The sequence below is a fragment of the Telluria sp. Soil_C_11 genome, from assembly GCF_057657395.1.
Genome location: NZ_JBDGIN010000006.1, coordinates 12,676 through 38,402, shown reverse-complemented (window position 1 = coordinate 38,402; position 25,727 = coordinate 12,676). Strand labels below are relative to the sequence as shown.

General features: G+C 65.3%; 19 protein-coding genes and 1 tRNA gene. 14 read left to right on the top strand and 6 right to left on the bottom strand.

Annotated features, from left to right (window positions below; genetic code table 11):
- Window positions 1-52: 52 nt before the first annotated feature.
- A complete protein-coding gene (locus tag AC3A6M_RS11915) occupies window positions 53-1,507 on the bottom strand; it encodes a catalase (RefSeq protein WP_487852940.1) in 1,455 nt (484 codons plus the stop codon).
- 201 nt (window positions 1,508-1,708) lie between these two features.
- On the opposite strand from AC3A6M_RS11915, the gene AC3A6M_RS11910 reads away from it, so the two are divergent.
- Window positions 1,709-3,082: an HD-GYP domain-containing protein gene (locus AC3A6M_RS11910; protein ID WP_487852939.1), complete on the top strand. Its 1,374-nt coding sequence runs from the start codon at window positions 1,709-1,711 to the stop codon at window positions 3,080-3,082.
- A gap of 20 nt (window positions 3,083-3,102) precedes the next feature.
- Here AC3A6M_RS11910 and AC3A6M_RS11905 read toward each other — a convergent pair whose 3' ends face one another.
- Window positions 3,103-3,531 (bottom strand): organic hydroperoxide resistance protein, encoded by a 429-nt coding sequence (locus AC3A6M_RS11905; protein WP_487852938.1) that lies wholly within the window; start codon window positions 3,529-3,531, stop codon window positions 3,103-3,105.
- Window positions 3,532-3,708: 177 nt separating this feature from the next.
- Window positions 3,709-4,593: a CAP domain-containing protein gene (locus AC3A6M_RS11900; RefSeq protein WP_487852937.1), complete on the bottom strand. Its 885-nt coding sequence runs from the start codon at window positions 4,591-4,593 to the stop codon at window positions 3,709-3,711.
- Between the two features lie 239 nt (window positions 4,594-4,832).
- On the opposite strand from AC3A6M_RS11900, the gene AC3A6M_RS11895 reads away from it, so the two are divergent.
- From AC3A6M_RS11895 to AC3A6M_RS11870, 6 genes are all read left to right on the top strand, one after another.
- Window positions 4,833-6,911: a M13 family metallopeptidase gene (locus tag AC3A6M_RS11895; RefSeq protein ID WP_487852936.1), complete on the top strand. Its 2,079-nt coding sequence runs from the start codon at window positions 4,833-4,835 to the stop codon at window positions 6,909-6,911.
- A 361-nt stretch (window positions 6,912-7,272) separates the two neighbouring features.
- Window positions 7,273-7,614 (top strand): CzcE family metal-binding protein, encoded by a 342-nt coding sequence (locus tag AC3A6M_RS11890; protein ID WP_487852935.1) that lies wholly within the window; start codon window positions 7,273-7,275, stop codon window positions 7,612-7,614.
- A 42-nt stretch (window positions 7,615-7,656) separates the two neighbouring features.
- Window positions 7,657-8,610, top strand: coding sequence for a LysR family transcriptional regulator (locus tag AC3A6M_RS11885; protein WP_487852934.1), 954 nt, complete (start codon window positions 7,657-7,659; stop codon window positions 8,608-8,610).
- An 82-nt stretch (window positions 8,611-8,692) separates the two neighbouring features.
- Window positions 8,693-9,847 (top strand): branched-chain amino acid ABC transporter substrate-binding protein, encoded by a 1,155-nt coding sequence (locus AC3A6M_RS11880; RefSeq protein WP_487852933.1) that lies wholly within the window; start codon window positions 8,693-8,695, stop codon window positions 9,845-9,847.
- Window positions 9,848-9,942: 95 nt separating this feature from the next.
- Window positions 9,943-11,460: a BCCT family transporter gene (locus AC3A6M_RS11875; RefSeq protein ID WP_487852932.1), complete on the top strand. Its 1,518-nt coding sequence runs from the start codon at window positions 9,943-9,945 to the stop codon at window positions 11,458-11,460.
- Between the two features lie 104 nt (window positions 11,461-11,564).
- On the top strand, window positions 11,565-12,254 hold the full coding sequence (locus tag AC3A6M_RS11870) for a KH domain-containing protein (RefSeq protein WP_487852931.1): 690 nt from the start codon (window positions 11,565-11,567) through the stop codon (window positions 12,252-12,254).
- A gap of 12 nt (window positions 12,255-12,266) precedes the next feature.
- On the opposite strand, the gene AC3A6M_RS11865 is transcribed toward AC3A6M_RS11870, so the two are convergent.
- Window positions 12,267-12,638: a COG4315 family predicted lipoprotein gene (locus AC3A6M_RS11865; RefSeq protein ID WP_487852930.1), complete on the bottom strand. Its 372-nt coding sequence runs from the start codon at window positions 12,636-12,638 to the stop codon at window positions 12,267-12,269.
- A 634-nt stretch (window positions 12,639-13,272) separates the two neighbouring features.
- On the opposite strand from AC3A6M_RS11865, the gene AC3A6M_RS11860 reads away from it, so the two are divergent.
- On the top strand, window positions 13,273-17,754 hold the full coding sequence (locus tag AC3A6M_RS11860; protein WP_487852929.1) for a beta strand repeat-containing protein: 4,482 nt from the start codon (window positions 13,273-13,275) through the stop codon (window positions 17,752-17,754).
- A gap of 84 nt (window positions 17,755-17,838) precedes the next feature.
- On the opposite strand, the gene AC3A6M_RS11855 is transcribed toward AC3A6M_RS11860, so the two are convergent.
- Together AC3A6M_RS11855 and AC3A6M_RS11850 are read right to left on the bottom strand one after the other, a co-directional pair.
- Window positions 17,839-18,183: a zinc ribbon domain-containing protein YjdM gene (locus AC3A6M_RS11855; protein WP_487852928.1), complete on the bottom strand. Its 345-nt coding sequence runs from the start codon at window positions 18,181-18,183 to the stop codon at window positions 17,839-17,841.
- A 73-nt stretch (window positions 18,184-18,256) separates the two neighbouring features.
- A tRNA-Phe gene (locus AC3A6M_RS11850) sits at window positions 18,257-18,332 on the bottom strand.
- A 129-nt stretch (window positions 18,333-18,461) separates the two neighbouring features.
- Between AC3A6M_RS11850 and AC3A6M_RS11845 the strand changes: the two genes are divergently transcribed.
- From AC3A6M_RS11845 to AC3A6M_RS11820, 6 genes are all read left to right on the top strand, one after another.
- Window positions 18,462-19,712 (top strand): FAD-dependent monooxygenase, encoded by a 1,251-nt coding sequence (locus AC3A6M_RS11845; RefSeq protein WP_487852927.1) that lies wholly within the window; start codon window positions 18,462-18,464, stop codon window positions 19,710-19,712.
- Window positions 19,713-19,731: 19 nt separating this feature from the next.
- Complete coding sequence (locus tag AC3A6M_RS11840) at window positions 19,732-20,451, top strand: DsbC family protein (protein ID WP_487852926.1); 720 nt, start codon at window positions 19,732-19,734, stop codon at window positions 20,449-20,451.
- An 82-nt stretch (window positions 20,452-20,533) separates the two neighbouring features.
- Complete coding sequence (locus tag AC3A6M_RS11835) at window positions 20,534-20,992, top strand: (2Fe-2S)-binding protein (protein ID WP_487852925.1); 459 nt, start codon at window positions 20,534-20,536, stop codon at window positions 20,990-20,992.
- A gap of 9 nt (window positions 20,993-21,001) precedes the next feature.
- Window positions 21,002-23,236: a xanthine dehydrogenase family protein molybdopterin-binding subunit gene (locus tag AC3A6M_RS11830; RefSeq protein WP_487852924.1), complete on the top strand. Its 2,235-nt coding sequence runs from the start codon at window positions 21,002-21,004 to the stop codon at window positions 23,234-23,236.
- Window positions 23,237-23,239: 3 nt separating this feature from the next.
- Complete coding sequence (locus tag AC3A6M_RS11825; protein WP_487852923.1) at window positions 23,240-23,818, top strand: nucleotidyltransferase family protein; 579 nt, start codon at window positions 23,240-23,242, stop codon at window positions 23,816-23,818.
- 70 nt (window positions 23,819-23,888) lie between these two features.
- Window positions 23,889-25,718, top strand: a complete 1,830-nt coding sequence (locus AC3A6M_RS11820; protein WP_487852922.1) for a M61 family metallopeptidase — start codon at window positions 23,889-23,891, stop codon at window positions 25,716-25,718.
- Window positions 25,719-25,727: the final 9 nt, after the last annotated feature.

The window sequence follows — 25,727 nt, the reverse complement described above, 5'->3', positions numbered from 1 at the left end:
CGACGGTTTTATGCCGGAAACGACGGGCTTAAGCCGGAGCGAGAGCCTTAAGTCAGCGATCGTTGTCCAGGCGGTGAATCGCCTCCGCCACCCCATGCCCGTAGGCCGGGTCGGCGCGCAGGAAGTGCCCGATCTGGCGGTCCTGGGTCGCGGCATCGGCCTGGCTCAGGGAACCGGCGATGTTCTCGACCAGGTTGCGCTTGCCCTCTTCACTGAGCAGGCGGAACAGGTTGCCGGCTTGCGTGTGATGGTCGTCGGTGGCGCGGGTGTCGTAGCGGCCCGCCGCGCCTTCGAGCTGCCAGCCGGCGTCGCCGTGGCCGAAGCCGCCGGCCGCCGGGCCGCCGGCATGCACCGGGTCGTAGTTGGCGGCCGCGCCGCCGTTGGCGATCGCCATCGCGCCGTCGCGCTGCTGATTGTGGAAGGGGCAGCGCGGACGGTTCACCGGCAGGTGCTGGTGGTTGGTGCCGACCCGGTAGAGCTGGGCGTCGTGGTAGGCGAACAGGCGCGCCTGCAGCATCTTGTCCGGGCTGTAGCCCATGCCGGGAACGATGTTCGACGGCGACAGCGCGGCCTGCTCGACATCAAGGTGGTAGTTGTCCGGGTTGCGGTTCAGTTCCAGGACGCCGACCGGGATGCGCGGGAAGTCGCCCTGCGGCCAGACCTTCGTCAGGTCGAATGCGTCCCAGCCGGTCTTCGCTTCCCAGGCGGCGCGCTGCGCGTCGACCATCACCTGGATCTCGACGCTCCAGCGCGGATAGTCGCCGCCGGCGATGGCGTTGAACAGGTCGCGCTGGGCATAGTCCGGATCGGCGCCGGCCAGGCGCACGGCCTCCGCCGCGCTCAGGTTCCGGATGCCCTGCAGGGTCTTGAAGTGCCACTTCACCCAGACACGCTCGCCCTGTTCGTTGACCAGGCTGTAGGTGTGGCTGCCGAAACCGTCCATGTGGCGGTAGCCGTCCGGCGTGCCGCGGTCCGAGAACAAGATCGTCACCTGCTGCAGGCTTTCCGGCGCCTTGCTCCAGAAGTCCCACATCATCTGCGCCGACTTCAGGTTGGTTTGCGGGTCGCGCTTCTGGGTGTGGATGAAGTCGGGGAACTTGATGCCGTCCTTCAGGAAGAAGGTCGGGGTGTTGTTGCCGACCAGGTCCCAGTTGCCTTCCTCGGTATAGAAGCGCACCGCGAAGCCGCGCGGATCGCGCTCGGTGTCGGCCGAACCTTTTTCGCCGCCGACCGTCGAGAAGCGCAGGAAAGTCTCGGTCTGCTTGCCGACCGCGCCGAACAGCTTCGCCTTGGTGTAGCGCGTGATGTCGTGGGTGACGGTGAAGGTGCCGTAGGCGCCCGACCCTTTTGCGTGGACGACGCGCTCGGGGATGCGCTCGCGGTTGAAGTGCTGGAGTTTTTCGATCAGGTGGAAGTCCTGCAGCAGGACCGGGCCGCGCGGGCCGGCGGTGATCGAGTTCTGGTTGTCGGCGACGGGGATGCCGGATGCGGTGGTGAGGTCGGTCATGTCAGCTTTCATGTCGGGGTTGTTTGCTATCGATTTCTTTGAACCGATAGAGTTTTTGTTCACGAGCATGGTATGACGGGTCAGGAATTTATACAAACTATCTATTTATATGAGATCAATAGGAAAAATAAATTGATCCCTTGCGCTTGTATGGCAGTACTCTATTTCTCTAAATCATCAAATATTGCCCCTCCCAAAGCTATGAATGCCGACATCCTGCCCGCAAGCCAGCTCAAATTATCGGAACTGATTGCCTCCCTGAGCTATGCCCTCGACATTACGGAGGGACAGCCGCCCGGCCATTGCGTGCGCGCGTGCTGGATCGGCATGCATATCGGGCGCCAGATCGGCCTCGACGAACGCCAGCTGTGGGAGCTGTACTACACCCTCTTGCTGAAGGACCTGGGCTGCAGCAGCAATGCCGCGCGCATCTGCGCGCTGTACCTGACGGACGACCTGGACTTCAAGCGCGACTACAAGACGGTCGGCGACAGCCTGCCGCAGGTGCTGGGCTTCGTGCTCAAGCACACCGGCCTGAAGGCGGGCCTGGCCGAGCGCTTCCGCAGCGTGATGACGATCCTGCGCGACGGCCCCGAGATCGCGCGCGAGCTGGTCGCCACCCGCTGCCAGCGCGGCGCCGACATCGCACGCCTGCTGCGCTTTCCGGAGGCCGTTGCCGAAGGTATCTATTCGCTGGACGAGCATTTCAACGGCAACGGCAAGCCGGCGCGGCTGGCGGGCGAGGCGATTCCCCTGTATTCGCGCATCGCCCTGCTGGCGCAGGTGATCGACGTGTTCCATACCGAGAGCGGCCGCGCCGGCGCGCTGAAGGAAGCGCGTGCGCGTTCCGGCCAGTGGTTCGATCCGCGCCTGGTGCAGGCCTTCGAACGGGTGGCGCACAGCGCCGGATTCTGGGCCACCCTGGCCGGTGGGGATATCGACGGCGCGGTGGCAGGCATGCAGCCGGCGGGCGAGGGATGGCAGCACGCGCTGGACGACGATTACCTGGACGATATCGCTGCAGCCTTCGGCCAGGTGGTCGATGCCAAGAGTCCGTATACGAGCGGGCACAGTGCGCGCGTGGCGCTGTACACGGACATGATCGGTGAAATGCTGGGGCTGTCGATGGCACGCCGGCGCTGGCTCAAGCGCGGCGCGCTGCTGCACGACGTCGGCAAGCTGGGGGTCAGCAACAGCGTGCTGGACAAGGCGGGAGCGCTCGACCGCGCCGAGTGGGACGCCGTCCGGCTGCATGCCGAGTTCACGGAAACCATCCTGGGGCGGATCGGCGCGTTCCGCGAACTGGCGGCGATCGCCGGCGCCCACCACGAACGCCTGGATGGCAGCGGCTATCCGCGCGGGCTGGCGGCGGAGGAGATCCGCATCGAGACGCGCATCATTACCACCGCCGACATCTTCGACGCGATCACTGCCTCGCGGCCATACCGCGGCGCGATCCCGATCCCGCAGGCACTGGAGATGATGAAGAAAACGGTGGGGACGGCGCTCGACCCGGAATGCTACGGCGCCCTGGTGCGGGCGGTCGAGCGCGTGCCTTTTCCCGAAGCGGCCTGACAGGACGCTCCGGCAGGGTCTTACACGACAGTCAGCGTGACGTCGATATTGCCGCGGGTGGCGTTCGAGTACGGGCACACGCCGTGGGCCGCTTCGACCAGTTCCTGTGCCTGTGCGCGGTCCATGCCCGGCAGGCTGACCGCCAGCTCCACGGCCAGGCCGAAACCGGCCGGGATCGGGCCGATCGAGACGCTGGCGTCGACGGCCGCGTCGGCCGGCACGGCGATCTTCTTCTGGCCGGCGACGAATTTCATCGCGCCCATGAAGCAGGCCGAGTAGCCGGCGGCGAACAGCTGTTCCGGATTGGTCGCGTCGCCCTTGCCGCCCATTTCCTTCGGCGGCGCCAGGCGCACGTCCAGCAGCTTGTCGCTGGAGATGGAACGGCCTTCGCGGCCGCCGGTGGTGTGTGCTTTCGCGGTGTACAGGACTTTGTCGAGCTTGGTGGTCATCGCGTTACCCTTTCCTTTGTTTGTTGATCCAGCCGATGTTACGTTAAAAATCTTGTGCGCCCCGCCCGTTACCGTCGAGGCCGCTGTGATGGAAAGGATAATAGCGTGCAATTAAATAGCGCGCTATTTAATTCTTCCGATCAGCCCGATAGACGCGGGCAATGCCTTGAGGGGGCTTCAGGGACCGCGCGGCCTGCCGAACATCTGGGTCCAGTACAGCGTGCGGCTGTCGCTGGCCGGGTTGACGGCATAGGCGGCGCCCATCTCCGTGACCGTCGGATTCATGATGTTGGCGCAGTGTCCCGGGCTGTCCAGCCAGCCCGCGACCGCTTCCGCCGCCGTGCGCTGGCCCGACGCGATGTTCTCGCTGATCCGGCTCCATTGGTAGCCGGCCTGGGTGGCGCGTACGGACGGCGTGCTGCCGCCCGGTTCCTTGTGGTTGAAGTAACGCTTTTCGGCCATGTCGCGGCTGTGGCCCAGGGCGGCGCGCGCCAGGGTCTCGTTCCACGTCAGCGGCGGGGCGGCGCCGAAGGCTTGCGCGCCGCAGTTGCGCGGGGTGGCGCGCGCCTGGTTGACCAGCGCCAGCAGCTCCGGACCCAGCAGCGCGGGATCGGGCAGGGGAGGGAGCACGTGCGGACGGGCGAGGACGACCTGCCATTCCTTGCCGCGGTGCGCCGTCCCGATGGCCGTGAACTCTTTGCTCAGCAGTTTGTCGCAGTATTTTTCGCGCAGCACCGTCATCGCCGCCTGTGCGTCCGGCGGCCCGGTCACCGAGATCGATTCGGCGCGCTCGGCGGCGTAGCCGGCCGTCTTCAGGGCCGATTCCAGGAAGGTGCCGAAGCCGATGCGCACGCCGGACAGCGCCACCTCGGGCTGCAGAGGCGCAACGGGCGTGGCGGCGCGGCCGGCGCAAAGGCCGGGCGCGGCGCGGTAGGCATTGACCAGGGCGGCGAGTTCGTCGCCGTCGCGCGCGCGCGCGGACGGCGCGGCCACGGCGGCGGCAAGCGCGGCGGCGAGCAGGCAAGCGGGAGCGGTTCTGGGCAGGCGGGGCAAGGCGGGCATGAAGTGGAGGGAGGAATAGCTTCCGATATGGCACCGGCGGACCGGAAATCAAGCCACTGAGCAAGCCACCGAGCAAGCCACCGAGCAAGCCACCGCGCAAGCCGGGCGGCCACTGTACGGGCACCCATATGCATCGAATTTAATCGCCCGGGCTGTGGCGAAAACCATGATGGTACCTTGGCATGGAGAAAGGTTTAGCTTAGCATCGGGCACCCGGTTCATCCATGGAGAGACAAATAATGAAGCGTACCCTGTGCAGCGCCCTGATCGTGGGCGTGTTCGGCGGCCTTGCCTACGCCGGCGCACCCGCCGCCAACCCGGCGGCAGACACTTCGGCCGCCCAGAACGCGGCCGCTGCCAGCGCCCGTTCCGGCGTCGACGTCGGCGCACTGGATCCCGCGGTACGCCCGCAGGACGATTTCTTCCGCTACTCGCAAGGCAAGTGGCTGAAGGACGTCGACATCCCCAACGACCGTTCGAGCTGGGGCGCCTTCAACATCGCCCAGGACAATGTCGAAACCCAGATCCGCACCCTGATCGAGAAGGCCGCGCAGGACCGGAACGCGAAAGCCGGTTCCGACACCCAGAAGATGGGCGACTTCTACGCCAGCTACATGGATGAAGCGCGCCGCAACGCGCTCGGCCTGGCCCCGTTGAAGAGCGAACTGGCGCGCATCGATGCGCTGAAGGACAAGAAGGCCCTGGCCATGCTGGCCGCGCGCTTCGAACGCCTCGGCGCCGGCTCGCCGCTGAACATGAGCGTCCACCAGGACAACAAGGATTCGACCCGCTACATCGTCGACATCTCGCAGTCCGGTCTGGGCATGCCCGACCGCGACTTCTACCTGCAGGACGATGCCCGCCTGGCCGACACCCGCGCCAAGTACCAGATCCACGTCGAGAAGATGCTTGCCCTGGCCGGCCACAAGGACGCCGCCGCCGAGGCGAAGGCCATCGTGGCGCTGGAAACCGAGATCGCCAGGGCGCAGTGGAGCGCCGTCGAGAACCGCGACCCGGTCAAGGGCTACAACAAGATCAAGGCCGCCGACCTGAAAAACCTGGCGCCGGGCTTCGACTGGGCCGCCTACCTGAAGGATTGCGGCGTGGCCGGCAAGGCGCCGGAAGTGAACGTCAGCCAGCCGTCCTACCTGCAGGGACTCGACAGGATCATCGCCGCGACCCCGGTCGAGACCTGGAAGTCCTACTTCGCCTTCCGCCTGATCAGCGCCTACGCGCCTTACCTGTCGCAGCCTTTCGTCGACGAGAGCTTCGCCTTCCGCGGCACGGTGCTGAGCGGCGCCAAGGTCAACCGCCCGCTGCAGAAGCGCGCGATCGCCGAGATCAACCGCGACCTGGGCGAAGTGGTCGGCAAGGTCTACGTGCAGAACTACTTCCCGGCCGAGCGCAAGAAGCAGGTCGAGGAGATGGTGCAGAACTTCCTGCTGGCCTACAAGGAGCGCATCGAGACCCTGGACTGGATGACCGACGCCACCAAGCGGCAGGCGCAGGCCAAGCTGGCCAAGATCTCGGTGAAGGTCGGCTATCCGGACAAGTGGCGCGACTATTCCTCGCTGAGCGTCAAGCGTAACGACCTGGTCGGCAACGTGATGCGCTCGCGCGAGTTCAGCCACAACTACGGCGTGAACAAGCTGGGCAAGCCGGTCGACCGCGGCGAATGGCACATGACCCCGCAGACCGTGAACGCCTACTACAGCCCGGAGATGAACGAAGTCGTGTTCCCGGCCGCGCGCCTGCAGTCGCCGCTGTACGATGCGGACGCCGAGCCGGCGATCAACTACGGCGCGGTCGGCATCTCGATCGGCCACGAGATCAGCCACGCCTTCGACGACCAGGGCGCGCAGTACGACGGCGACGGCAACCTGCGCAACTGGTGGACGAAGGAAGACGGTGAAAAGTTCGCGGCCAAGGGCAAGGTGCTGGTCGCGCAGTACGGCGGCTACAGCCCGGTCGAGGGCTACCGCCTGAACGGCGAGCTGACCCTGGGCGAGAACATCGCCGACAACGCCGGCGCCATCATGGCCAGCCGCGCCTACCGGATCTCGCTGAAGGGCAAGCCGGCGCCGGTGATCGACGGCTTCACCGCCGAGCAGCGCATCTTCATGGGCCTGGCCCAGGCACGCCGCGGCAAGGCTCGCGACGCCGCCCTGATCTCCCAGGTGAAGTCGGACCCGCACTCGCCGGCCGAGTTCCGCGTCAACGGCAGCCTGCGCAACCACCCGGGCTACTACGAGGCCTTCGACGTCAAGCCGGGCGACAAGATGTACCTGGCGCCGGAAGAGCGCGTGATCTTCTGGTAATCACTTCCGTCGTTCCCGCGCAGGCGGGAACCCAAGTGTCCGCCGTCGTCCCCGCGCAGGCGGGGACCCAAGTTTTCAAGCGCTGTCGAAACGCATGCAGAACTTGGGTCCCCGCCTTGCCGGGAACGACGTTTTGGCGCGCGGGCATGACGTTGGTGCGCCCTTATGTCGAACGATTGTTACGTCATGCGTAACGAACAATCCCCTCCACCGCTATTTTTCCCTTCGATGCCGGCAATTACCATTTGCCTGTCAGAAAAACGCTCACAACAAAGCGACTGACGTGCCACCGTCGCCAGGTGGCACACCAGAACAACGCGCGGCGCGATGGCGGCGCCGCGCACATCGAACGGAAACCACCATGAACACCAAGCTGCTTCTTCCCGTCCTGACCGCCATGACCCTCGCCGCCGCCGGCAGCGCCCTGGCCGCCGCCCAACCGTCGGACTTCCGCGGCAATGCCGCGCCGGCCCAGGCCGCGGTCGACCAGGTCATCGTCATCACCGGGGCGACCCGCCACGTCAACGTCACCGGCGGCTCGACCGTGCGCTTCGTCGTCGGCGACCGTTCCTTCAGCTGGAGCTTCCAGAACGGCAGCGCCCACGTCATCCCCTTCGACCTCGCCCAGATCGCGCCGAAAGGCCTGCTGGATCATCCGGTGACGGCCTACGTGTCGGACAACCCGCTCTACCAGACCAACTGAGCGGCATACCGGATCGCCGCCGCTGCGGTAACATGACCGGCTATGCGCAAGGATCTCGATTACGGACTGCTGCATGCCATGAACGCCTTCGTGCATGTCATGGATGGCGGCAGCTTCACCGCCGCCGCCGAGCACCTGGGCATGTCCAAGGCGCAGGTCTCGCGCCTGGTGACCCTGCTGGAAAACCGCCTGCAGACCAAGCTGCTGCACCGTAGCACCCGGCGCATCGCCGCCACCGAAGCGGGGGAGCGCTATGCCGCCCGCTGCAAGGCCATCCTCGACATGGTCGCCCAGGCCGAAGGGGAGGTCGGCGGCGGCGCGCGCGTACCGATCGGCCGCCTGCGCGTGATGAGCATGACCGCCTTCGGCAACCGTTACGTGACGCCGCTGGTGTCCATGTATTGCGCAGCCAACTCCCGCGTCACCGTCGAATACAGCTCGTCGCAGAGCCCGCCCGACCTGCTGGCCGAGGGCATCGACGTCAGCATCTACCTGGCGCAATACCTGCCCGATTCCGCCCTGGTGGCGCTGAAGCTGGGCCGCATGTTCTCGGTGCTGTGCGCGGCCCCCGGCTATCTCGCGCGCTGCGGCACGCCCCAGCATCCGCAGGACCTGGCCCGGCATACCTGCCTGCGCCTGGTGAACTCTTCCTTTACTTCCAGCTGGCAGCTCGACCGCGGCAGCGAGCGCGCGACCATCGACCCGGAAGGGCCGCTGGTCGGGAACACGACCGAGGTGCTGCTCGACGGCGCGCTGAGCGGGCTGGGCATCGCCCTGCTGCCCGCCTACAGCGTGGTCGACGACCTGCGCAGCGGACGGCTGGCCCAGGTCCTGCCCGGATGGCGTTCGCCGGAGATCGGCATCTTCGCGCTGCTGCCCTCCGGCCGCTTCGTGGATGCAAAGACGCGGGCCTGGATCGACCTGTTGAAGGAACAGCTGCCGCCGGCCATCGAGCGCGACATGGCGTATTTCGCGGAGCCGGCCGCCGATTCATGACTGCCAGTCACAAATAAGGCGCCGGCAGCGCTGCGGGAGGCCGTACGGATTACAATCGGTCATCCCATCGAAAGGCAAGCCCATGCGTCCACAGATTTCCGTCCGTCCCGCCGCCATTCTCTCCTGCCTGCTGGCCCTGGGCGCCCCCGCCGTGCAGGCCCAGACCGAGGTCAAGATCGGCAGCGTGTCGCCGCTGTCTGGCACCGGCGCCCACCAGGGCAAGGACATCGAGAACGGCGCGCGCATGGCGATCGACGACCTGAACGCGAAAGGGCTGACGATCGGCGGTAAAAAGATCAGGTTCGTGCTGCAGGCGGAGGACGACGGCGCCGACCCGAAGATGGGCACCGCGGCGGCGCAGAAGCTGGTCGACAACGGCGTGGTGGCGGTGGTCGGCCACCTGAACTCGGGCACCACGGTGCCGGCTTCGAAGATCTACAACAGCGCCGGCATCCCGCAGATCTCGCCGGCCGCGACCACCCCGCTGTACACCCGCCAGGGCTACAGGACGGCGTTCCGCGTGGTGGCCAGCGACAGCCTGGTGGGGCGCACGCTGGCGGCGTATGCGATCAGGACGCTGAAGGCGAAGAAGATCGCGGTGATCGACGACCGCACCGCCTTCGGCCAGGGCCTGGCCGACGAATTCACGAAAGGGGTGAAGGCGGTGGGCGGCGCGCAGCTGGTCAGCCGCCAGTTCACCAACGACAAGGCGACCGATTTCAACGCCATCCTGACCCAGATCCGCGCGCACAAGCCCGACGTGATCTTCTACGGCGGGATGGATGCGGTGGCCGGCCCCATGCTCAAGCAGATGAAGGCGCTCGGCATCGACGCGGCCTTCGTGTCGGGCGACGGCGTGTGCTCGGAAAAGCTGCCGCAACTGGCCGGCGATGCGCTCGGCAACGGCAAGGTGATCTGCGTGGTGGCCGGCGGCGTCACCGGCCCCAGGGAGGAGGCGGAATTCGCCGCCTTCACCGAGCGTTACCGCCAGCGCTACAAGATCCCGCTGCAGACCTATGCGCCGTATGCCTACGACGCGACGATGGTATTTGCACAAGCCATGCAGCAGGCGAACTCGACCGATCCGGCGAAGTTCCTGCCGGCGCTGGCCAGGATCAAATACCACGGCGTCACCGGCGACATCGCCTTCGACCCGAATGGCGACCTGCATGACGCCGCGCTGACCCTCTACACCTACCGCGAGGGCAAACAGGTCAAGCTGCAGGTGGTGCGCTAGACCTGTCCAGCCGCATGATGCAATGTTGATAAGGGCGACGCAGATACATTTGTACGAATATAATACCGGGTTCTCGAAGTAAAAGAGGACTCTCAATGCAAATGTTTTTATCGGCAGGATTCATCCTGCTCGTCGTCCTGTGGGGCATCCTGGCGCCGGACACCATGGCGTCCGTGCTGGACGACACGCTCGCCTCGCTGACCCGCAATTTCGGCTGGCTGTACCTGTGGGTCGTCCTGGGCCTGGTGCTGTTCGCCGCCTTCGTCGCCTTCAGCCGCTACGGCAACCTGAAGCTTGGCGGCGAAGACGAGGAACCCGAGTTTTCGGTCGGCAGCTGGTTCGCGATGCTGTTCGCGGCCGGCATGGGCATCGGCCTGGTGTTCTGGGGCGTGGCCGAGCCGGTCTCGCATTACGTCACGGCGCCGCCGGGCATCGCATCCGGCACGCCGGAAGCGGCGAATGCCGCGATGCGCTACGTGTTCTTCCACTGGGGCCTGCATCCCTGGGCCGTGTACGGCATCGTCGCCCTGGCGATCGCCTTCTTCCAGTACCGCCGCCAGGGCGACGCCCTGATCAGCACCGCCACCAGCGCCTTGCCATGGACCCCGGTACGCCGCATGGGCGGGCTGTTCAATGGACTGGCCGTGGTGGCCACCGCATTCGGCGTCGCCGCCTCGCTCGGCATGGGCGCGCTCCAGATCAACAGCGGCCTGCAGGCGGTGTTCGGTGTCCCGGTCGACAAGAGCTGGCAGGTGGGGATCATCGTCGTAACCACCGCCATCTTCGTGGCCTCGGCGGTGAGCGGCGTCGAGAAGGGCGTCAAGCTGCTGTCGAACTTCAATATGGTGCTGGCGGCGCTGCTGGCCCTGGCCGTGTTCCTGCTCGGGCCGACGGTGGCGATCATCGACACCTTCAGCAATACGCTGGGCAACTATTTGAGCGATATCGTCCGCATGAGCCTGCGCGCCACGCCTTTCCGCGACGGCAACTGGGTCGGCAGCTGGACGATCTTCTACTGGGCCTGGTGGATTTCCTGGTCGCCGTTCGTGGGCCTGTTCATCGCGCGCGTCTCGCGCGGGCGGACGATCCGCGAGTTCATCATCGGCACCGTGCTGGCGCCCTCGCTGGCCGCCTTCCTGTGGTTCTCGATCTTCGGCGGCAGCGCCCTGACGATGCAGATCTGGCAGCACGTGCCGATCGCCGCGGCGGTCAAGAGCGATGTCGCGACCGCACTGTTCACGATGTTCGGGGCCATGCCTTCCGGGGTCGCGATGTCGGTGGTCGCCACCCTGCTGGTGCTGGTGTTCTTCGTCACCTCGGGCGATTCGGCGGTGCTGGTGCTGGGCATGATGAGCACCGGCGGCAACCCGAACCCACCTGCCCGCGTCAAGCTCGTCTGGGGCGCGCTGGTGGCGGGGATCGCGGTCAGCATGCTGCTGGCCGGCGGCCTGCAGGGCCTGCAGACCGCGACCATCGTGTTCGCCCTGCCGTTCGCGCTGGTGATCGTGCTGATGGTGATCTCCCTGTGGCGTGCGATGCGCGAGGACTGGATCGCGCAGGAGCAGAACGAGCGCGCCATGCGCCGGCGCCTGCGCGAGCTGGCCGCCAAATAAGCGGCGCCAGCGCGGCCGGATGTTCGGCCGCGAACGTTGCCCGCGCCCGAACGCGGCTAGACTGGCGCTTCGACGACATCGAACGCGAGGCACACGTGCGCACCATGGATTTCAGTTCCTGGCATGCGGTCCTGACGACCTTTCTCGGACTCGCCATCGTCACCCTGGTCGGCGTCGGCATCCGGGTGCTGATGATGCAGACCATCCAGCAGCGCCGCGAGCGCATGAACCGCCAGATCAACGAGCGGCTGCGGACCCTGATCGCCGCCTACCGGACCCTGGGCGGCTCCTTCACCGGCGAGCTGACGGTCGACCCGACCCACCTGCGCGAGCTGCGCGCGGCGGCGCCGAGGGAAGGGGCGCTGCCGTCCGGCGGAACCGCGGCGGCAGTGCCGGAGGCCGGTGCGCAGTCCGACCGCGCACGGCGCATCCGCGACGCCGTCGAGGCGGCGCTGGCCGACATCCTCCTGCTGGGCACCGAACAGCACTGCCGCCTGGCCGGCCAGGCCGCGAGCGACATGGCGGCCGGGCGCCCGATCCACACGGCGGAACTGGTGATCTCGCTGCGCGACTTCATCCGCGAAGCGCTCGACATCGGTCCGATGCCGCAGGGTGTCGCGATTCCGCTGCAGGGCCCGACGCGCACGCAGGGCGGCGGCGGGGCGCGCGGCAGGGGAGAAGGCAGTGGCGGCGGCGGTAAAGGCGGTGGCGGTGGCGCCGGCGAAGGCGGCGGCGGCATGGGGATGGGCTTCGGCATGGGGCTGGGCAGCTCCCATGCCGATCACGATCACTAGTTCACGGCTTCATCAGTCGGTGACGACGTGCCACATGTCCTTGACCTTGTCGCCGGCCTTGTCGCCCGCCTTCTTGTCCTTGCCGAAGGTGTACAGCGGCTTGCCCTTGTAGGCCAGCTGTTTGCTGCCGTCTTCGCGGGTGACGGTCGAGTAGGGAGCGGAGAGCGGGGCGTCGCCCGCCATCACCGGCGGCCAGTTGGTCGCGCAAGGGCCGGTGCAGGCGCTCTTGCCGCTGTTGGCGGTGTCCTTGTCGAAGGTATAGACCGTCATCCCCTTGGAGTCGACCAGCATGCCGTTCATTTTCTTGACCGGCGGATCGGCCGCGTGTGCGGACAGGGAGAACAGGGCGAGCAGGATTGCAGAACCAAGGCTGACTGATTTCATGGACGTCTCCTGTGAAGGTTTCAGTGCGCGAATCGGTATGAACTGCCCGGCCATTGTAGCCCTGTGCGAAAACCCGCGCGTTTCCGCACGCGCGCATCGTGTATTAGCGCACGGACGATGGTGCGCGCCCAAGGCACGATGGAGCCGTACTCAACGACAACCTTGAAAGGAGCACGATCATGGGCAAATATTTCCTGGCGTGGATTCTCGGCGTTCCGGCCATCGTCCTGGTACTGATCTACCTGTTCTTCCATTGATCAGCATTAGTTGCAGGAAAAAACGTCACCAAACGATCAATGCCAGTCAGCCAGCTGACTGGCATTTTTCTTTGGTACATAAATCTTGCGGGGCATGCGAAGTCGCAGCACCGAGAAAAAGAATTCCATCTGGAAGATGGGCGCCCGGTGTTATCAGCAACGAATAAAAATCTATCCAAATATAACTTATGTCGCCAATCCCTGCGATGGCCCATGCAACCCGATCCAAGTATTTACAATATTTTTTGAATTCCGTGGAAAGTCGGTCGCCGTGTAAATGTGTCGTTAAATAAGTTGATCGTTAGAATAATAATCTGTGGCAATTTGGAAATAAATTGTTCATAATATAATTATTATATTAACGGTCGGAGTTGAAATTGGCGCTTTCTTATACGGATGGACTCGGCAATAAATGGGATGTCGATAACTACGGTAACCTGACCAGTGCCCAAATGGCGGGAACCTGGCAGGATGCGCTCGACACTCCCTCGTTCGGCCTGTATATCGCAGGTTCATCGAATGCTGCGTATATTTCCTGGGGCGCCGCGGTCGTTTCCGGTAATACGCAAAGCGTCACCGGCACGATTGCAAGCGACGGCATTTCGGTGACGCGCAAGACCTATATCGAGGGCGGATTTGTCCGCGTACTTGAAATCGTGTCGAATACCGGCACGTCGGCGAAGACGGTCCGTCTCGCGGTGGGCACCGATATCTACTACGACAGCAGCACCCAGATCATTGCCACATCGAGCGGAGACAGGACCCTGACTGCCGCCGATGATTGGGCGGCATACGGCAACGCCTATAACACTTCCGCTCCGAAACTGGTGCATGTCGTCGCCGGCGGAGCCGGCTCTCCGGCGCTGGCGACCCAGGGCAGTATCGACAAATCCGAGACATCGTTCAGCCTGAGCCTTGCTGCTGGCCAGACCAGGACGATCATGCATTTCTATGCCTTGTCCAGCGATACGGCCGGCGCCACCGCCATCGGCAATTCCCTGGCAAACCTGGCTGCGCCAGGCTATCTGGCGGGGATGTCGCCTACCGAACTGAATACGCTGGATAATTTCACTGTCGACGTCTCGGCATCGGTCACGACGACGCTGCTGGCCTATCAGCGCAATTTGACCCTGACCGGAACCGCTTCCATCAACGGGACTGGTAATGCAGGCGACAACGTTATTACCGGTAATTCAGGAAACAATGCGCTGACCGGTCTCGAGGGCAATGACACCCTGAACGGTGGTCTCGGCGCCGACCGGATGGCAGGCGGCCAGGGTGACGACACCTATATCGTCGACAACGCGGGCGATATCGTCATCGAGAACACGAACGAAGGCGTGGACACGGTCAAAAGCAGCATCAGCTACAGTATTGCGTCCGCTCCGTATATCGAAAACATCACGCTGCAGGGCAGTGCGGCAATCTCCGCGACCGGCAACGGGGCCGGCAATATCCTCGACGGCAGCCTGAATTCGGCGGCCAACACGCTGACCGGCAAGGCCGGCAACGACACCTATATCGTTGGCGCCGGCGACGTCGTGGTCGAGCTGGCGAATGAGGGCGTCGACACCGTCGTCGCAAGCCAGAGCCTGGCGCTGGGCGCGAACCTGGAAAACCTGGTGCTGACCGGTAGCGCGAACCTGAACGGCTCCGGCAATGCGCTGGACAACCGCATGACGGGCAACAGCGGGCTGAACATCCTGAGTGGCGGCGCCGGCAACGACACCCTCGACGGCGGCGCCGGCGCCGACAAGTTGATCGGCGGCGTTGGCAACGATACCTACCTCGTCGACGACAGGGGCGATGTGGTCACCGAAGCCGCGGGCGCGGGCACGGACACCGTCATCGCATCGATCGACTACAGCCTGGGCAGTAACCTTGAAAACCTCACGCTGTCCGGGACCGCATTCCAGGCTGTTGGCAATGCGCTCGCAAACAAAATCAGCGGCAACGCCAGCGACAACCTGATCGATGGCGGCGCCGGCGCCGATACCATGACTGGTGGCCTCGGCAACGACATCTATATCGTCGATAACACTGCCGACGTGGTCGTCGAGGCGGCAAACGCCGGCATCGATACCGTCCGGACGGGGCTCGCCAATTACACCCTGGGCGCGAACGTCGAAAACGGCGAAATGCTGGGGACAGCCCTGGGAATGAGCGGCAATGCACTGGACAACCACATCGTCGGCAACGGTGGAAGCAATACGATTGCCGGCGGCGCCGGCAACGATACCCTGATGGGCGGTGGCGGCAACGATACCCTGAACGGTGGCGACGGCGATGACTTGCTGATCGGCGACCAGGGCGGACCTGAAGCGCAGATCGGCTCCGCGCAGGCGTTTGTCGATGGCCAGTCTGTCGTCCTGAACATGTCCGCACCCGAGTCGGCGACCGGCACGGTAAAAATCAGCGGCACGATCAGCTCCCTGAATGCCGCACAGGGCGGCATCAACCTGGTATATGTCATCGACCACTCGGGCAGCATGGATGGCAGCTTTGCCGGGAATGTGAATATCCCGGACATGAACGGCGACGGCATCAGCAACACGACGATGGACGCCGCCATCGCGTCCTTGCAAAAGCTGAACCAGTCGATCGTCGCGAGCGGCCTGGGCAGCCAGATTCATGTCTCGCTGGTGCAATTCGACGATACCGCCGAGACGATCTACTCCGGCGCGCCGGGGCTCGACGGCAACGGAAACGGGGTAGCCGATCTTGCCGATTGGCTGCAGACGATACGCCAGGACGGCGCAACCGCCTACGACATGGCGCTGACCGAGGCGAAGAAGCAGTTGGCCCTGAGTGCCGGCAGCCAGAACATCGTCTTCTTCATTTCCGACGGTGCGCCGACCGACGGCGACGCCTACCTGGCGACTGCCGCGGAAATCCGGGCGATGGGGCACGGCGGGACCGTCATCCGGGCCGTGGGCACCGGCTCCGGCGCCTCGGAAAATCCGCTCGACCTGCTCGACGACGGTATCGACAACGATTCCGCGATCATCGTCATGAACCCGGAAGAACTGGACGCTTCGCTGCTGAACACCTCCGTACTGCGCGTCGCCGAGGTCGGCTGGGTCGAACTCTACAAGAACGGCGAACTGGTCGACCTGATCGGCTCGGACCGCTTCACCATCGGACCGCTGGGCGTGCAGTTCGAGTCGACGCCGATTGCCCTGAACGCCTCGGGCACGGACCGGATCACGGCCAAGCTGATGACCCAGTCGGCAACCGGCACGATGCTGGAAACCAGCCTGCCCATCACGATCGGAAACTTCGTGTCCAACGACAGGCTGCTCGGCGGCGCGGGCAACGACATGCTCGACGGCGGGTCGGGAAGCGACTACATGGTCGGCGGCACTGGCGACGATACCTATGTCGTCGACAATGCGGGCGACGCGGTCATCGAATATGCCGGCGAAGGGACGGACAAGGTGATTTCCAAGCTGGACACCTATACCTTGACAGCCAATGTCGACAACTTGGAATTGCTCGGCAAGGCAGTCACGGGCATCGGCAACGTGCTGGACAATATTATTGTAGGCAATGCCGGCAACAATGTACTCATCGGTGGAGCAGGCAATGACTCGCTTTCCGGCGGCTTGGGCAACGATACCCTGAACGGCGGCACGGGCGACGACGTCATGGTCGGCGGCGCCGGCAGTGACGTGTATTACGTCGATTCCGTCAACGATCGCATCACCGAAGCAACAAACGATGCCGGCACCGACACAGTGGTGACGGTTTTCAATACCTCCCTTGGCGGCTATGTCCCGAACATCAGCTACCCTGCCTATGTGTATGGCGTCGAAAACCTGACGCTGGTGGAGGGCTCTTCCGCCACGCTGGCCGTGGGGAATGATGTTAACAACGTCCTGATCGGGAATTCCAGCGCAAACAAGTTATACGGCCTCGGCGGGAACGATACACTGAACGGCGGCGCCGGTGCCGACATGATGGACGGCGGCGCCGGCGACGATACGTATTACGTCGACAATGCCGGCGACGTCATCGTGGATGCCTCCGGCACGGATACGGTGATCAGCTCGCTCAACGGGTTCAGGCTTGCGGCCGACCAGGAGAACCTGGTGCTGTCCAACCTGTCGACCGTTCTCGCAGGCACCGGGAATGCGTCTGCCAACAAGCTGACGGGCAATAACTACAACAATGTCCTGGATGGCGGTGCAGGCGCCGACACGATGGCCGGCGGCCTCGGCAACGATACCTACTATGTCGATAGCGCATTCGACAAGGTCATCGAAGCGGCCAACGCCGGCGTCGACAGCGTGAATTCGTCGGTCAGCTACATGCTGACGGCAAACGTGGAAAATCTGCAGTTGACCGGCACGGCCTCGATCGGCGGCGCCGGGAATGCGCTCGCCAATTCCCTGATTGGCAATGCGGGGGCAAACCGGCTGCTGGGCGCGGGTGGCAATGACATCCTGAAAGGCGGAGCCGGCGACGACACGCTGCTCGGCGACACTGGAAACGACACCTTGTATGGCGGTACCGGCAACGATGCCCTGACCGGCGGCAGCGGCCAGGACCGGTTCGTGTTCGATACGGCGCTGAACGGCAGCTCGAACGTCGATTCCATCACGGACTTCGTTGCCGCCGACGACACGATCATGCTGGAAAACGCGATTTTCACCCGGCTGGCGACGGCGGGAACGCTCAACGCCGCCAATTTCAGGATCGGCAGCGCTGCGGCCGATGCCGACGACTACATCATCTACAACGACCAGACCGGCGAACTGTTCTATGACGCGGACGGGTCGGGCGCAGGCGCTGCGGTCAAGATCGCCGTACTCGCCGGCACGCCGGTACTGAGCTATGCCGATTTCGTGGTGATTTAAGCTGCCTGCAGCCCGGGAGCCGGGTTTAGAAATGAAAAAGGGCTTGGCCGAGGCCAAGCCCTTTCGCATTCCGGGTGTATGCGTTCAACTCTTCCGGACGAATTCCGACTTCAGGCTCATCGCGCCAAAACCGTCGATCTTGCAGTCGATGTCGTGGTCGCCCTCGACCAGGCGGATATTCTTGACCCTGGTGCCCTGCTTGACCACACCGCCGCCGCCTTTCAGCTTGAGGTCCTTGATGACGGTGACGGAGTCGCCATCCTGCAGCAGGTTGCCGGCCGCGTCGCGCCACACGCGCACGGCTTCTTCCGCGGCCGCATCAAGCTTGACCGGCCATTCATGCGCGCATTCCGGGCAGACGTAGTTGCCGGAACCGTCTTCGTAGGTCAGTGCGGAGCCGCAGGAAGGGCAGGGAGGGAGGGTCGTCATGTCAGTCTCCGGATGAAAGCGCGGGCCAAAAACGAAAACGCCAACCCAGGGGTCGGCGTTTTCATTTGAATCTTGGTGGCCCGGGGCGGAATCGAACCACCGACACAAGGATTTTCAATCCTCTGCTCTACCAACTGAGCTACCAGGCCAAGAGAGGCATGATTATAGCCAGTGGTTTCCAAGGCCGCAAGTCCCGGCCGGCAATTTTTTCACCGCCCCCAGGGGACCCCGGCACAGGCCGGCGGAGCCGCCGGAAATCAAAGGGATATAATGTCCACATGACTACACAGACCTCTTCCTCCGCACCATACCGTGCCGACGCCCGCCGTAGCGACGTCTGCATCGTCGGCAACGGCGCGATCGCCAAGACCGCCGCCCTGGGCTTTTCGCAGGCCGGGCACAGCGTCACCCTGCTGGTGCCGCCCGCGCGCCCTGGCGCCGAAGAGTCGTCCGCATCCGCCGCTTCCGGTGGCGAAAAACCCTGGGACGTGCGAGTGTACGCGCTCAACCATACGGCGCAGAAGCTGCTGTCGTCGCTGAAGGTCTGGGGCGCGCTCGACATGGCGCGCGTGGCCCCGGTCGACGCGATGGACGTCAAGGGCGACGGCGAGCAGGGCGGCCACCTGGGCTTCGATGCCTTCGGCGCCCACACCGGCACGCTGGCCTGGATCGTCGAGGACAGCAACCTGAACAGTGCGCTGGACGCGGCCCTGCGCTTCGCGCAGAACGTCGACGTCGTCACCGGCCGCGCCTGCAGGCTCACCTGCAGCCCGCTCGGCGCGAAAGTCGAGCTGGAAGAGGGCGCGCCGATCGAGGCGCAATTGCTGCTCGGCGCCGATGGCCGCGAATCCTGGGTGCGCGGCCAGTGCGACATCGGCATCGACTACCGCTCCTACCACCAGCGCGCCATCGTCGCCAATTTCTCCTGCGGGAAGCCGCACCACAACGTGGCCCACCAGTGGTTTACCTGCAAGGAGGGCATCATCGCCTTGCTGCCGCTGCCGGGCGACCGGGTGTCGCTGGTATGGTCGGCGCCGGAAACCCTGGCCGACACCATCATGGACGAGTCGCTCGGCGAACTGGCGATCCGCCTCGGCGAGTATTCGGAACAGCAGCTCGGCCTGCTCAAGCCGCTGCAGCCGGAAGCGGTAAAGGCGATCCCGCTGGCGCTGGTGCGCCCGCATGCGATCGTCGCGCCGCACGTGGCCCTGATCGGCGACGCCGCCCACGCCGTACATCCGCTGGCCGGGCACGGCATGAACCTCGGCTTTGGCGACATCGTCGACCTGCTGCGGGTCGTGAACGAACGCGAAGCCCACAACGGCATCGGCGACGAGCGCGTGCTGGCGCGCTACGCCCGTGCGCGCAAGGAAGACGTCCTCCTCATGCAACTGGCAACCGATGGGCTCGAACGTTTGTTCGGCGCCAATCTCGAGCCCGTACGCGCGATCCGCAATTTGGGATTAAACTTGCTGGATAAGTTGCCGCTCGTTAAGCGCAGGCTGATCGCCCACGCGATGGGTAAATAATCTTTTAGGGAATACATTCATGGTCAAGACCAAACTCGCCGTCCTGCTGGCGACCGGCCTTATCGCGTCCTGCGTCGGCGCACAGAATTCGGTCGAGGCGACCATCAAGAAGAACATCGAGCCGCGCCTGGGCGGGGCCAAGATCGAGTCGATCAAGGAAACGCCCTATGGCGGCCTGTACGAACTGCGCGTCGCCGGCGACATCCTGTACACCGACAAGAAGGGCGAATACCTGATCATCGGCCACGTCTACGACGCCAAGACCACGCGCGACCTGACCCGCGAGCGCATCGACGACATCAACAAGATCAAGTTCTCGGACCTGCCCTTCGATTCCGCGATCAAGCAGGTCAAGGGCGACGGCAAGCGCGTGATCGCCGTGTTCGAAGACCCGAACTGCGGCTACTGCAAGCGCCTGCGCCAGACCGCGCTGAAGGACCTGAACAACGTGACCATCTACACCTTCATGTACAACATCCTGTCCGAGGATTCGTTCGTGAAGTCGAAGAACATCTGGTGCTCGGCCGACCGCAGCAAGGCCTGGGACGACTGGATGATCGGCGGCAAGCCGGCGCCGGCAGCCCCGGCCAGCTGCGAGACCCCGAACGAGAAGATCCTGGCGCTGGGCCAGAAGCTGAAGATCCAGGGCACGCCGGCGATCTTCTTCGCCGACGGCTCGCGCATTCCGGGCGCGGTCGACTTGCCGACGCTCGAGAAAAAACTCGAATCGATCAAATAGCAAGAACCTGTAGTGCGCGTGGGCACCCCGTGCCCACGCGCACAATAAAAAGCAGCACTCGTCCAAAACTAGGGAGTAGCACTTGGTCACTCTGAACATCAACGGGCGCGACCAGCAGGTCGACGCCGATCCCTCCACGCCCATCCTCTGGGCGCTGCGCGACAACCTCAACATGACCGGCACCAAGTTCGGCTGCGGCGCCGCCCTGTGCGGCGCCTGCACCGTGCACCTGAACGGCGAGGCGATCCGCTCCTGCATCACGCCGATCTCCGCCGCCGCCGGCCAGAAGATCACCACCATCGAGGCGATGGAAAGCGACAAGGTCGGCAAGGCCGTGCAGGACGCCTGGGTCAGGCACGACGTGCCGCAGTGCGGCTACTGCCAGAGCGGCCAGGTGATGAGCGCCACCGCGCTGCTGCGCGTGAACAAGGCGCCGACGGATGCCGACATCGACAACGCGATGAGCGGCAACATCTGCCGCTGCGGCACCTATCAACGGATTCGCGCGGCCATCAAGGATGCCGCCAAGACCATCGCGTAAGGAGTGCACATGCGACCAACCTGGTTCAAGAACGCGGGCTCGCCCGGCGCCGCAATGGGCGCCGCATTTTCCACGACCTCGCGCCGCGGTTTCCTGAAGGCCGGCGCGCTTGCTTCCGGCGGCCTGGTGCTGGGCTTCATGCTGCCGGGCGGCGGCCGACTGGCGCGCGCCGCGGAAGGCAAGCCTGCCGTCTACGCACCCAACGCCTTCCTGCGCGTGGCGCCGGACAACACCGTCACCGTGATCGTCAACCGCCTCGAATTCGGCCAGGGCGTGCATACCTCGCTGCCGATGGTCATCGCCGACGAACTCGACGCCGACTGGAGCCAGGTGCGCGCCGAGCTGGCGCCGGCCGGCGAGCCGTACAAGGACCCGGCCTTCGGCATGCAGATTACCGGCGGTTCCGGCACCATTGCCCACTCCTTCACCCAGTACCGCGAAATCGGCGCCCGCGCCCGTGCGATGCTGGTGGCCGCCGCCGCCGGCCAGTGGAAGGTGAGCCCGGGCCAGTGCCGCACCGCCAAGGGCGTGGTCTACGGCCCGGCGGGCCAGAAAGCGAGCTACGGCTCGCTGGCCGATGCCGCGATGAAGCAGCCGGTCCCGGAAACGGTCGCCCTGAAGGATGCGAAGCAGTTCCGCTTCATCGGCAAGCCGATGAAGCGCCTGGACGCGCGCGCCAAATCCAGCGGCCGCCAGCAGTTCGGCCTCGACTTCAAGCCGAAAGGCGGCAAGCTGGCCGTCGCCGTGGTCGCCCACCCGCCGGTGTTCGGCGGCAAGGTGGCGAAGTTCGACGCCGCGAAAGCCAGGGCGATCCGTGGCGTGCTGGAAGTGGTCGAGATTCCGGTGGACCGCGGCGGACGCGGCATCGCCGTGATCGCCGAGGGCTACTGGCCGGCCAAGCAGGGCCGCGACGCCCTCGAGATCCAGTGGGACCTGAGTAGCGTCGGCAAGCTCGATTCCGCGGCCCAGCTGGCCGCGTTCACCGAGCTGTCCAAAACCCCGGGCGCGGTCGCGCACCAGGCCGATACCTCGAAGCTGGGCACGGCCGCGAAGAAGATCTCGGCGGTCTATGAATTCCCCTACCTGGCGCACGCACCGATGGAACCGATCAACTGCACGGTGGACCTGAAGGATGACAGCTGCACGCTGTGGGTCGGTTCGCAGTTCCAGACCGGCGACCAGGCCGCGGCAGCGAAAACGGCCGGCCTGAAGCCCGAGCAGGTGACCCTGCACACGATGATGGCGGGCGGCGGCTTCGGCCGGCGCGCGGTGCCGACCTCGGACTTCGTGGTCGAGGCGGTCAACATCGCCAAGGCCTGGAAGGCGGCGGGGCACGGCGGCCCGGTCAAGATGATCTGGAGCCGCGAGGACGACATCAAGGGCGGCTACTACCGGCCTTCGCACGTGCACCGCGCCGAGATCGGCCTGGACGCCCAGGGCCGGATCATTGCCTGGGACCACGTCATCGTCGGCCAGTCGATCGCCGCCGGCACGCCCTTCGAAGGCTTCATGATCAAGGGTGGCGTGGACAGCACCATGGTCGAAGGCATGGGCGCGCCCTACGACGTGCCGCTGCACCTGTCGGCCCACATCGCCACGGCCAACGTGCCGGTGCTGTGGTGGCGCTCGGTGGGCTCGACCCACACCGCCTTCGTGATGGAGACCCTGATCGACGAGGCGGCGCACATCGCCAGGGAAGATCCGGTCGCCTACCGCAAGAAGCTGATCGATCCGAAGCACGCGCGCCACCATGCGGCGCTGGACCTGGCGGTCGCCAAGTCCGGCTACGGCAGGAAGACCCTGCCGAAAGGCCATGCCTGGGGCGTGGCCGTGCACGAATCCTTCAACACCGTGGTCGCCTACGTGGTCGAGGCGTCGATCAAGGACGGCACGCCGCGCCTGCACAGGGCGGTCGCCGGCGTGCACTGCAACCTGGCCGTGAACCCGCTCAGCATCGCCGCCCAGGTCGAGGGCGCCGCGCTGATGGCGCTGGGCACCACGCTGCCGGGCGCCGCGATCACGCTGAAGGATGGCGTGGTGCAGCAGCAGAACTTCGGCGACTACACGGTGGCGCGCATGAACGACATGCCGCAGGTCGAGGTGCACATCGTGCCGTCGAACGACCCGCCGACCGGCCTGGGCGAACCTGGCCTGCCGCCGCTGGCGCCGGCCTTCGCCAACGCCCTGTTCAGGCTGACCGGCAAGCGGCTGCGCAAGCTGCCGTTCGACCTGGCCGCGGCGTAAGCCATGGGCGCCCGGGTCGTCGGCATGTTGCTGGCAGCCGGCCGGGGGCGCCGCTTCGATCCGCTGGGGCAGCGCAACAAGCTGCTCCAGCTCCTTCCCGGCGGCGAGCCGGTGGCCGTCGCCAGCGCGCGCAAGCTGCTTGCCGTTCTCGATACCGTGATTGCGGTGGTGCCGCCCGATGACGGCGGCGTCGGCAAGCTGCTGGCCGCCGCCGGCTGCGACGTCACCGTCTGCCCGGATGCCGACAGCGGCATGGCGGCCTCCCTGGTGCACGCGCTGCGTGCATCCCTGCCATATGAGCCCGACGCCTGGCTGGTGGCGCTGGGCGACATGCCCTGGGTGGATAGTGTTACCTTGCGGCGGCTTGCCGATGCGCTGGCCGGCGGCGCGCCGATCGCCGCACCCCTCATGCACGGACGGCGCGGCAACCCGGTCGGATTCGGGCGCGTCCACCTGGACGCCTTGCTGGCGCTGAGCGGCGACCAGGGCGCGCGGCGCCTGCTGCAAACCTGCCCGGTCACCGAGGTGGCGGTCGAGGATCCCGGCATCTTCCGGGATATCGACACCCTTACCGATTTGTAAGCGGGTTTGAACACCTCTCTCCAGCGAATCCGATTACACTACGGCGGATGAGAGAATGATTGTTCACGCCATGAAAAAAACAAATCAGAAGAAGCAGGCCGCGGTCCAGTACACCATCGTGCCGAAAGACCTCGCGGGCCACCTGTTCAACGTCAGCGTCACCGTGGCGGCGCCCGCCGCCGAAGGCCAGGTGTTCGCGCTGCCGGCCTGGATCCCGGGCAGCTACATGATCCGCGAATTCGCGCGCAACATCGTGCGCATCCGCGCGGAATCGGGCGGCCAGCCGGTCGAACTGACCAAGCTCGACAAGCACACCTGGCGCGCCGCCCCGGCCGCGGGGCCCCTGACCCTGCACTACGAAGTGTATGCCTGGGACCTGTCGGTGCGCGCCGCCCACCTGGACCAGACCCACGGCTTCTTCAACGGCACCAGCGTGTTCCTGCGCGTGCTCGGCCAGGAGGCGAACCCGCACCAGGTCGACATCCAGCGCCCCGGCGACCCCGCGGCATCCGGCTGGCGCGTGGCGACCTCGCTTCCGGAACTGGGCGCGAAACGCTACGGCTTCGGCACCTACCTCGCCGCCGACTACGACGACCTGGTCGACCACCCGGTGGAGATGGGCGATTTTGCCCTGGCTTCCTTCAAGGCCCATGGCATCCAGCACGACATCGTGGTCACCGGCCGCGTGCCGAACCTGGACATGGAACGCCTGCAGCAGGACCTGAAAGCCATCTGCGAAACCCAGATCGCCTTCTTCGAGCCGAAGACCAGGAAGGTGCCGATGGACCGCTACGTGTTCCTGACGATGGCGGTCGGCGACGGCTACGGCGGCCTGGAGCACCGCGCCTCGACGGCCCTGATCTGCTCGCGCGCCGACCTGCCGACCACCGCCGCGCCGAAGACGGCCGAACGCAGCGAAGGCTACGTCACTTTCCTTGGCCTGTGCAGCCACGAATACTTCCACACCTGGAACGTCAAGCGCATCAAGCCGGCCGCGTTCGCACCCTACGACCTGCAGACCGAAACCTACACACCCCTGTTGTGGCTGTTCGAGGGCTTTACCAGCTATTACGACGACCTGATGCTGGTGCGCAGCGGCATCATCAGCGAAGCGACGTATTTCAAACTGCTCGGCAAGACCGTCGGCAGCGTCCTGCGCGGCAGCGGCCGCACCAAGCAGAGCGTGGCCGAATCGAGCTTCGACGCCTGGACCAAGTACTACCGCCAGGACGAGAACGCGCCGAACGCCATCATCAGCTACTACACCAAGGGTTCGCTGGTCGGCCTGGCCTTCGACCTGACGATCCGCGCCAAGACCGGCGGCGCGAAGTCGCTGGACGACGTGATGCGCGCGCTGTGGGAACGCTACGGGCGCGATTTCTACGCCGGCGCGTCCGGCAGTGGGCGTGGCGTGACGGAAAAGGACGTGGAAGCGCTGTTCGACGAAATCAGCGGCGTGCGCCTGAAACCGCTGTTCGACCGCTACGTGCGCGGCACCGAGGATATCCCGCTGGCCAAGCTGTACGCCCCCTTCGGCATCAAGGTCAGCGATGAGCGCAAGAACAGCAAGCCCTCGCTGAACATCGGCGTCGGCCGCGACCCGCTGGGCGCCAAGCTGAACCAGGTGCACGAAGGCGGCGCGGCCCACCGGGCCGGCCTGTCGGCGGGCGACGTCGTGATCGCCGTCGATGGCTTGCGCGTGAACGGCAATCCGTCGAACCTGGACCAGTTGTTTGCGCGCTACCGCGTCGGCGACACCGTGCCGGTGCACGCCTTCCGCCGCGACGAGCTGATGCGCTTCGAGGTGACCCTGCAAGGCTGCGTCGCACCGGTCGTCACCGTCGGCGTGGCGCCGGGCACGCGCAAGACGGCGACGATCAAGCGGCCGAGCGCGAGCTGAGCGGCGTTC

Bases quoted from the DNA above. Each gene is read 5' to 3' on its own strand.
- AC3A6M_RS11915 (WP_487852940.1), bottom strand. From the start codon at position 1,507: ATGACCGACCTCACCACCGCATCCGGCATCCCCGTCGCCGACAACCAG.
- AC3A6M_RS11910 (WP_487852939.1), top strand. From the start codon at position 1,709: ATGAATGCCGACATCCTGCCCGCAAGCCAGCTCAAATTATCGGAACTG.
- AC3A6M_RS11905 (WP_487852938.1), bottom strand. From the start codon at position 3,531: ATGACCACCAAGCTCGACAAAGTCCTGTACACCGCGAAAGCACACACC.
- AC3A6M_RS11900 (WP_487852937.1), bottom strand. From the start codon at position 4,593: ATGCCCGCCTTGCCCCGCCTGCCCAGAACCGCTCCCGCTTGCCTGCTC.
- AC3A6M_RS11895 (WP_487852936.1), top strand. From the start codon at position 4,833: ATGAAGCGTACCCTGTGCAGCGCCCTGATCGTGGGCGTGTTCGGCGGC.
- AC3A6M_RS11890 (WP_487852935.1), top strand. From the start codon at position 7,273: ATGAACACCAAGCTGCTTCTTCCCGTCCTGACCGCCATGACCCTCGCC.
- AC3A6M_RS11885 (WP_487852934.1), top strand. From the start codon at position 7,657: ATGCGCAAGGATCTCGATTACGGACTGCTGCATGCCATGAACGCCTTC.
- AC3A6M_RS11880 (WP_487852933.1), top strand. From the start codon at position 8,693: ATGCGTCCACAGATTTCCGTCCGTCCCGCCGCCATTCTCTCCTGCCTG.
- AC3A6M_RS11875 (WP_487852932.1), top strand. From the start codon at position 9,943: ATGCAAATGTTTTTATCGGCAGGATTCATCCTGCTCGTCGTCCTGTGG.
- AC3A6M_RS11870 (WP_487852931.1), top strand. From the start codon at position 11,565: ATGGATTTCAGTTCCTGGCATGCGGTCCTGACGACCTTTCTCGGACTC.
- AC3A6M_RS11865 (WP_487852930.1), bottom strand. From the start codon at position 12,638: ATGAAATCAGTCAGCCTTGGTTCTGCAATCCTGCTCGCCCTGTTCTCC.
- AC3A6M_RS11855 (WP_487852928.1), bottom strand. From the start codon at position 18,183: ATGACGACCCTCCCTCCCTGCCCTTCCTGCGGCTCCGCACTGACCTAC.
- AC3A6M_RS11845 (WP_487852927.1), top strand. From the start codon at position 18,462: ATGACTACACAGACCTCTTCCTCCGCACCATACCGTGCCGACGCCCGC.
- AC3A6M_RS11840 (WP_487852926.1), top strand. From the start codon at position 19,732: ATGGTCAAGACCAAACTCGCCGTCCTGCTGGCGACCGGCCTTATCGCG.
- AC3A6M_RS11830 (WP_487852924.1), top strand. From the start codon at position 21,002: ATGCGACCAACCTGGTTCAAGAACGCGGGCTCGCCCGGCGCCGCAATG.
- AC3A6M_RS11825 (WP_487852923.1), top strand. From the start codon at position 23,240: ATGGGCGCCCGGGTCGTCGGCATGTTGCTGGCAGCCGGCCGGGGGCGC.
- AC3A6M_RS11820 (WP_487852922.1), top strand. From the start codon at position 23,889: ATGAAAAAAACAAATCAGAAGAAGCAGGCCGCGGTCCAGTACACCATC.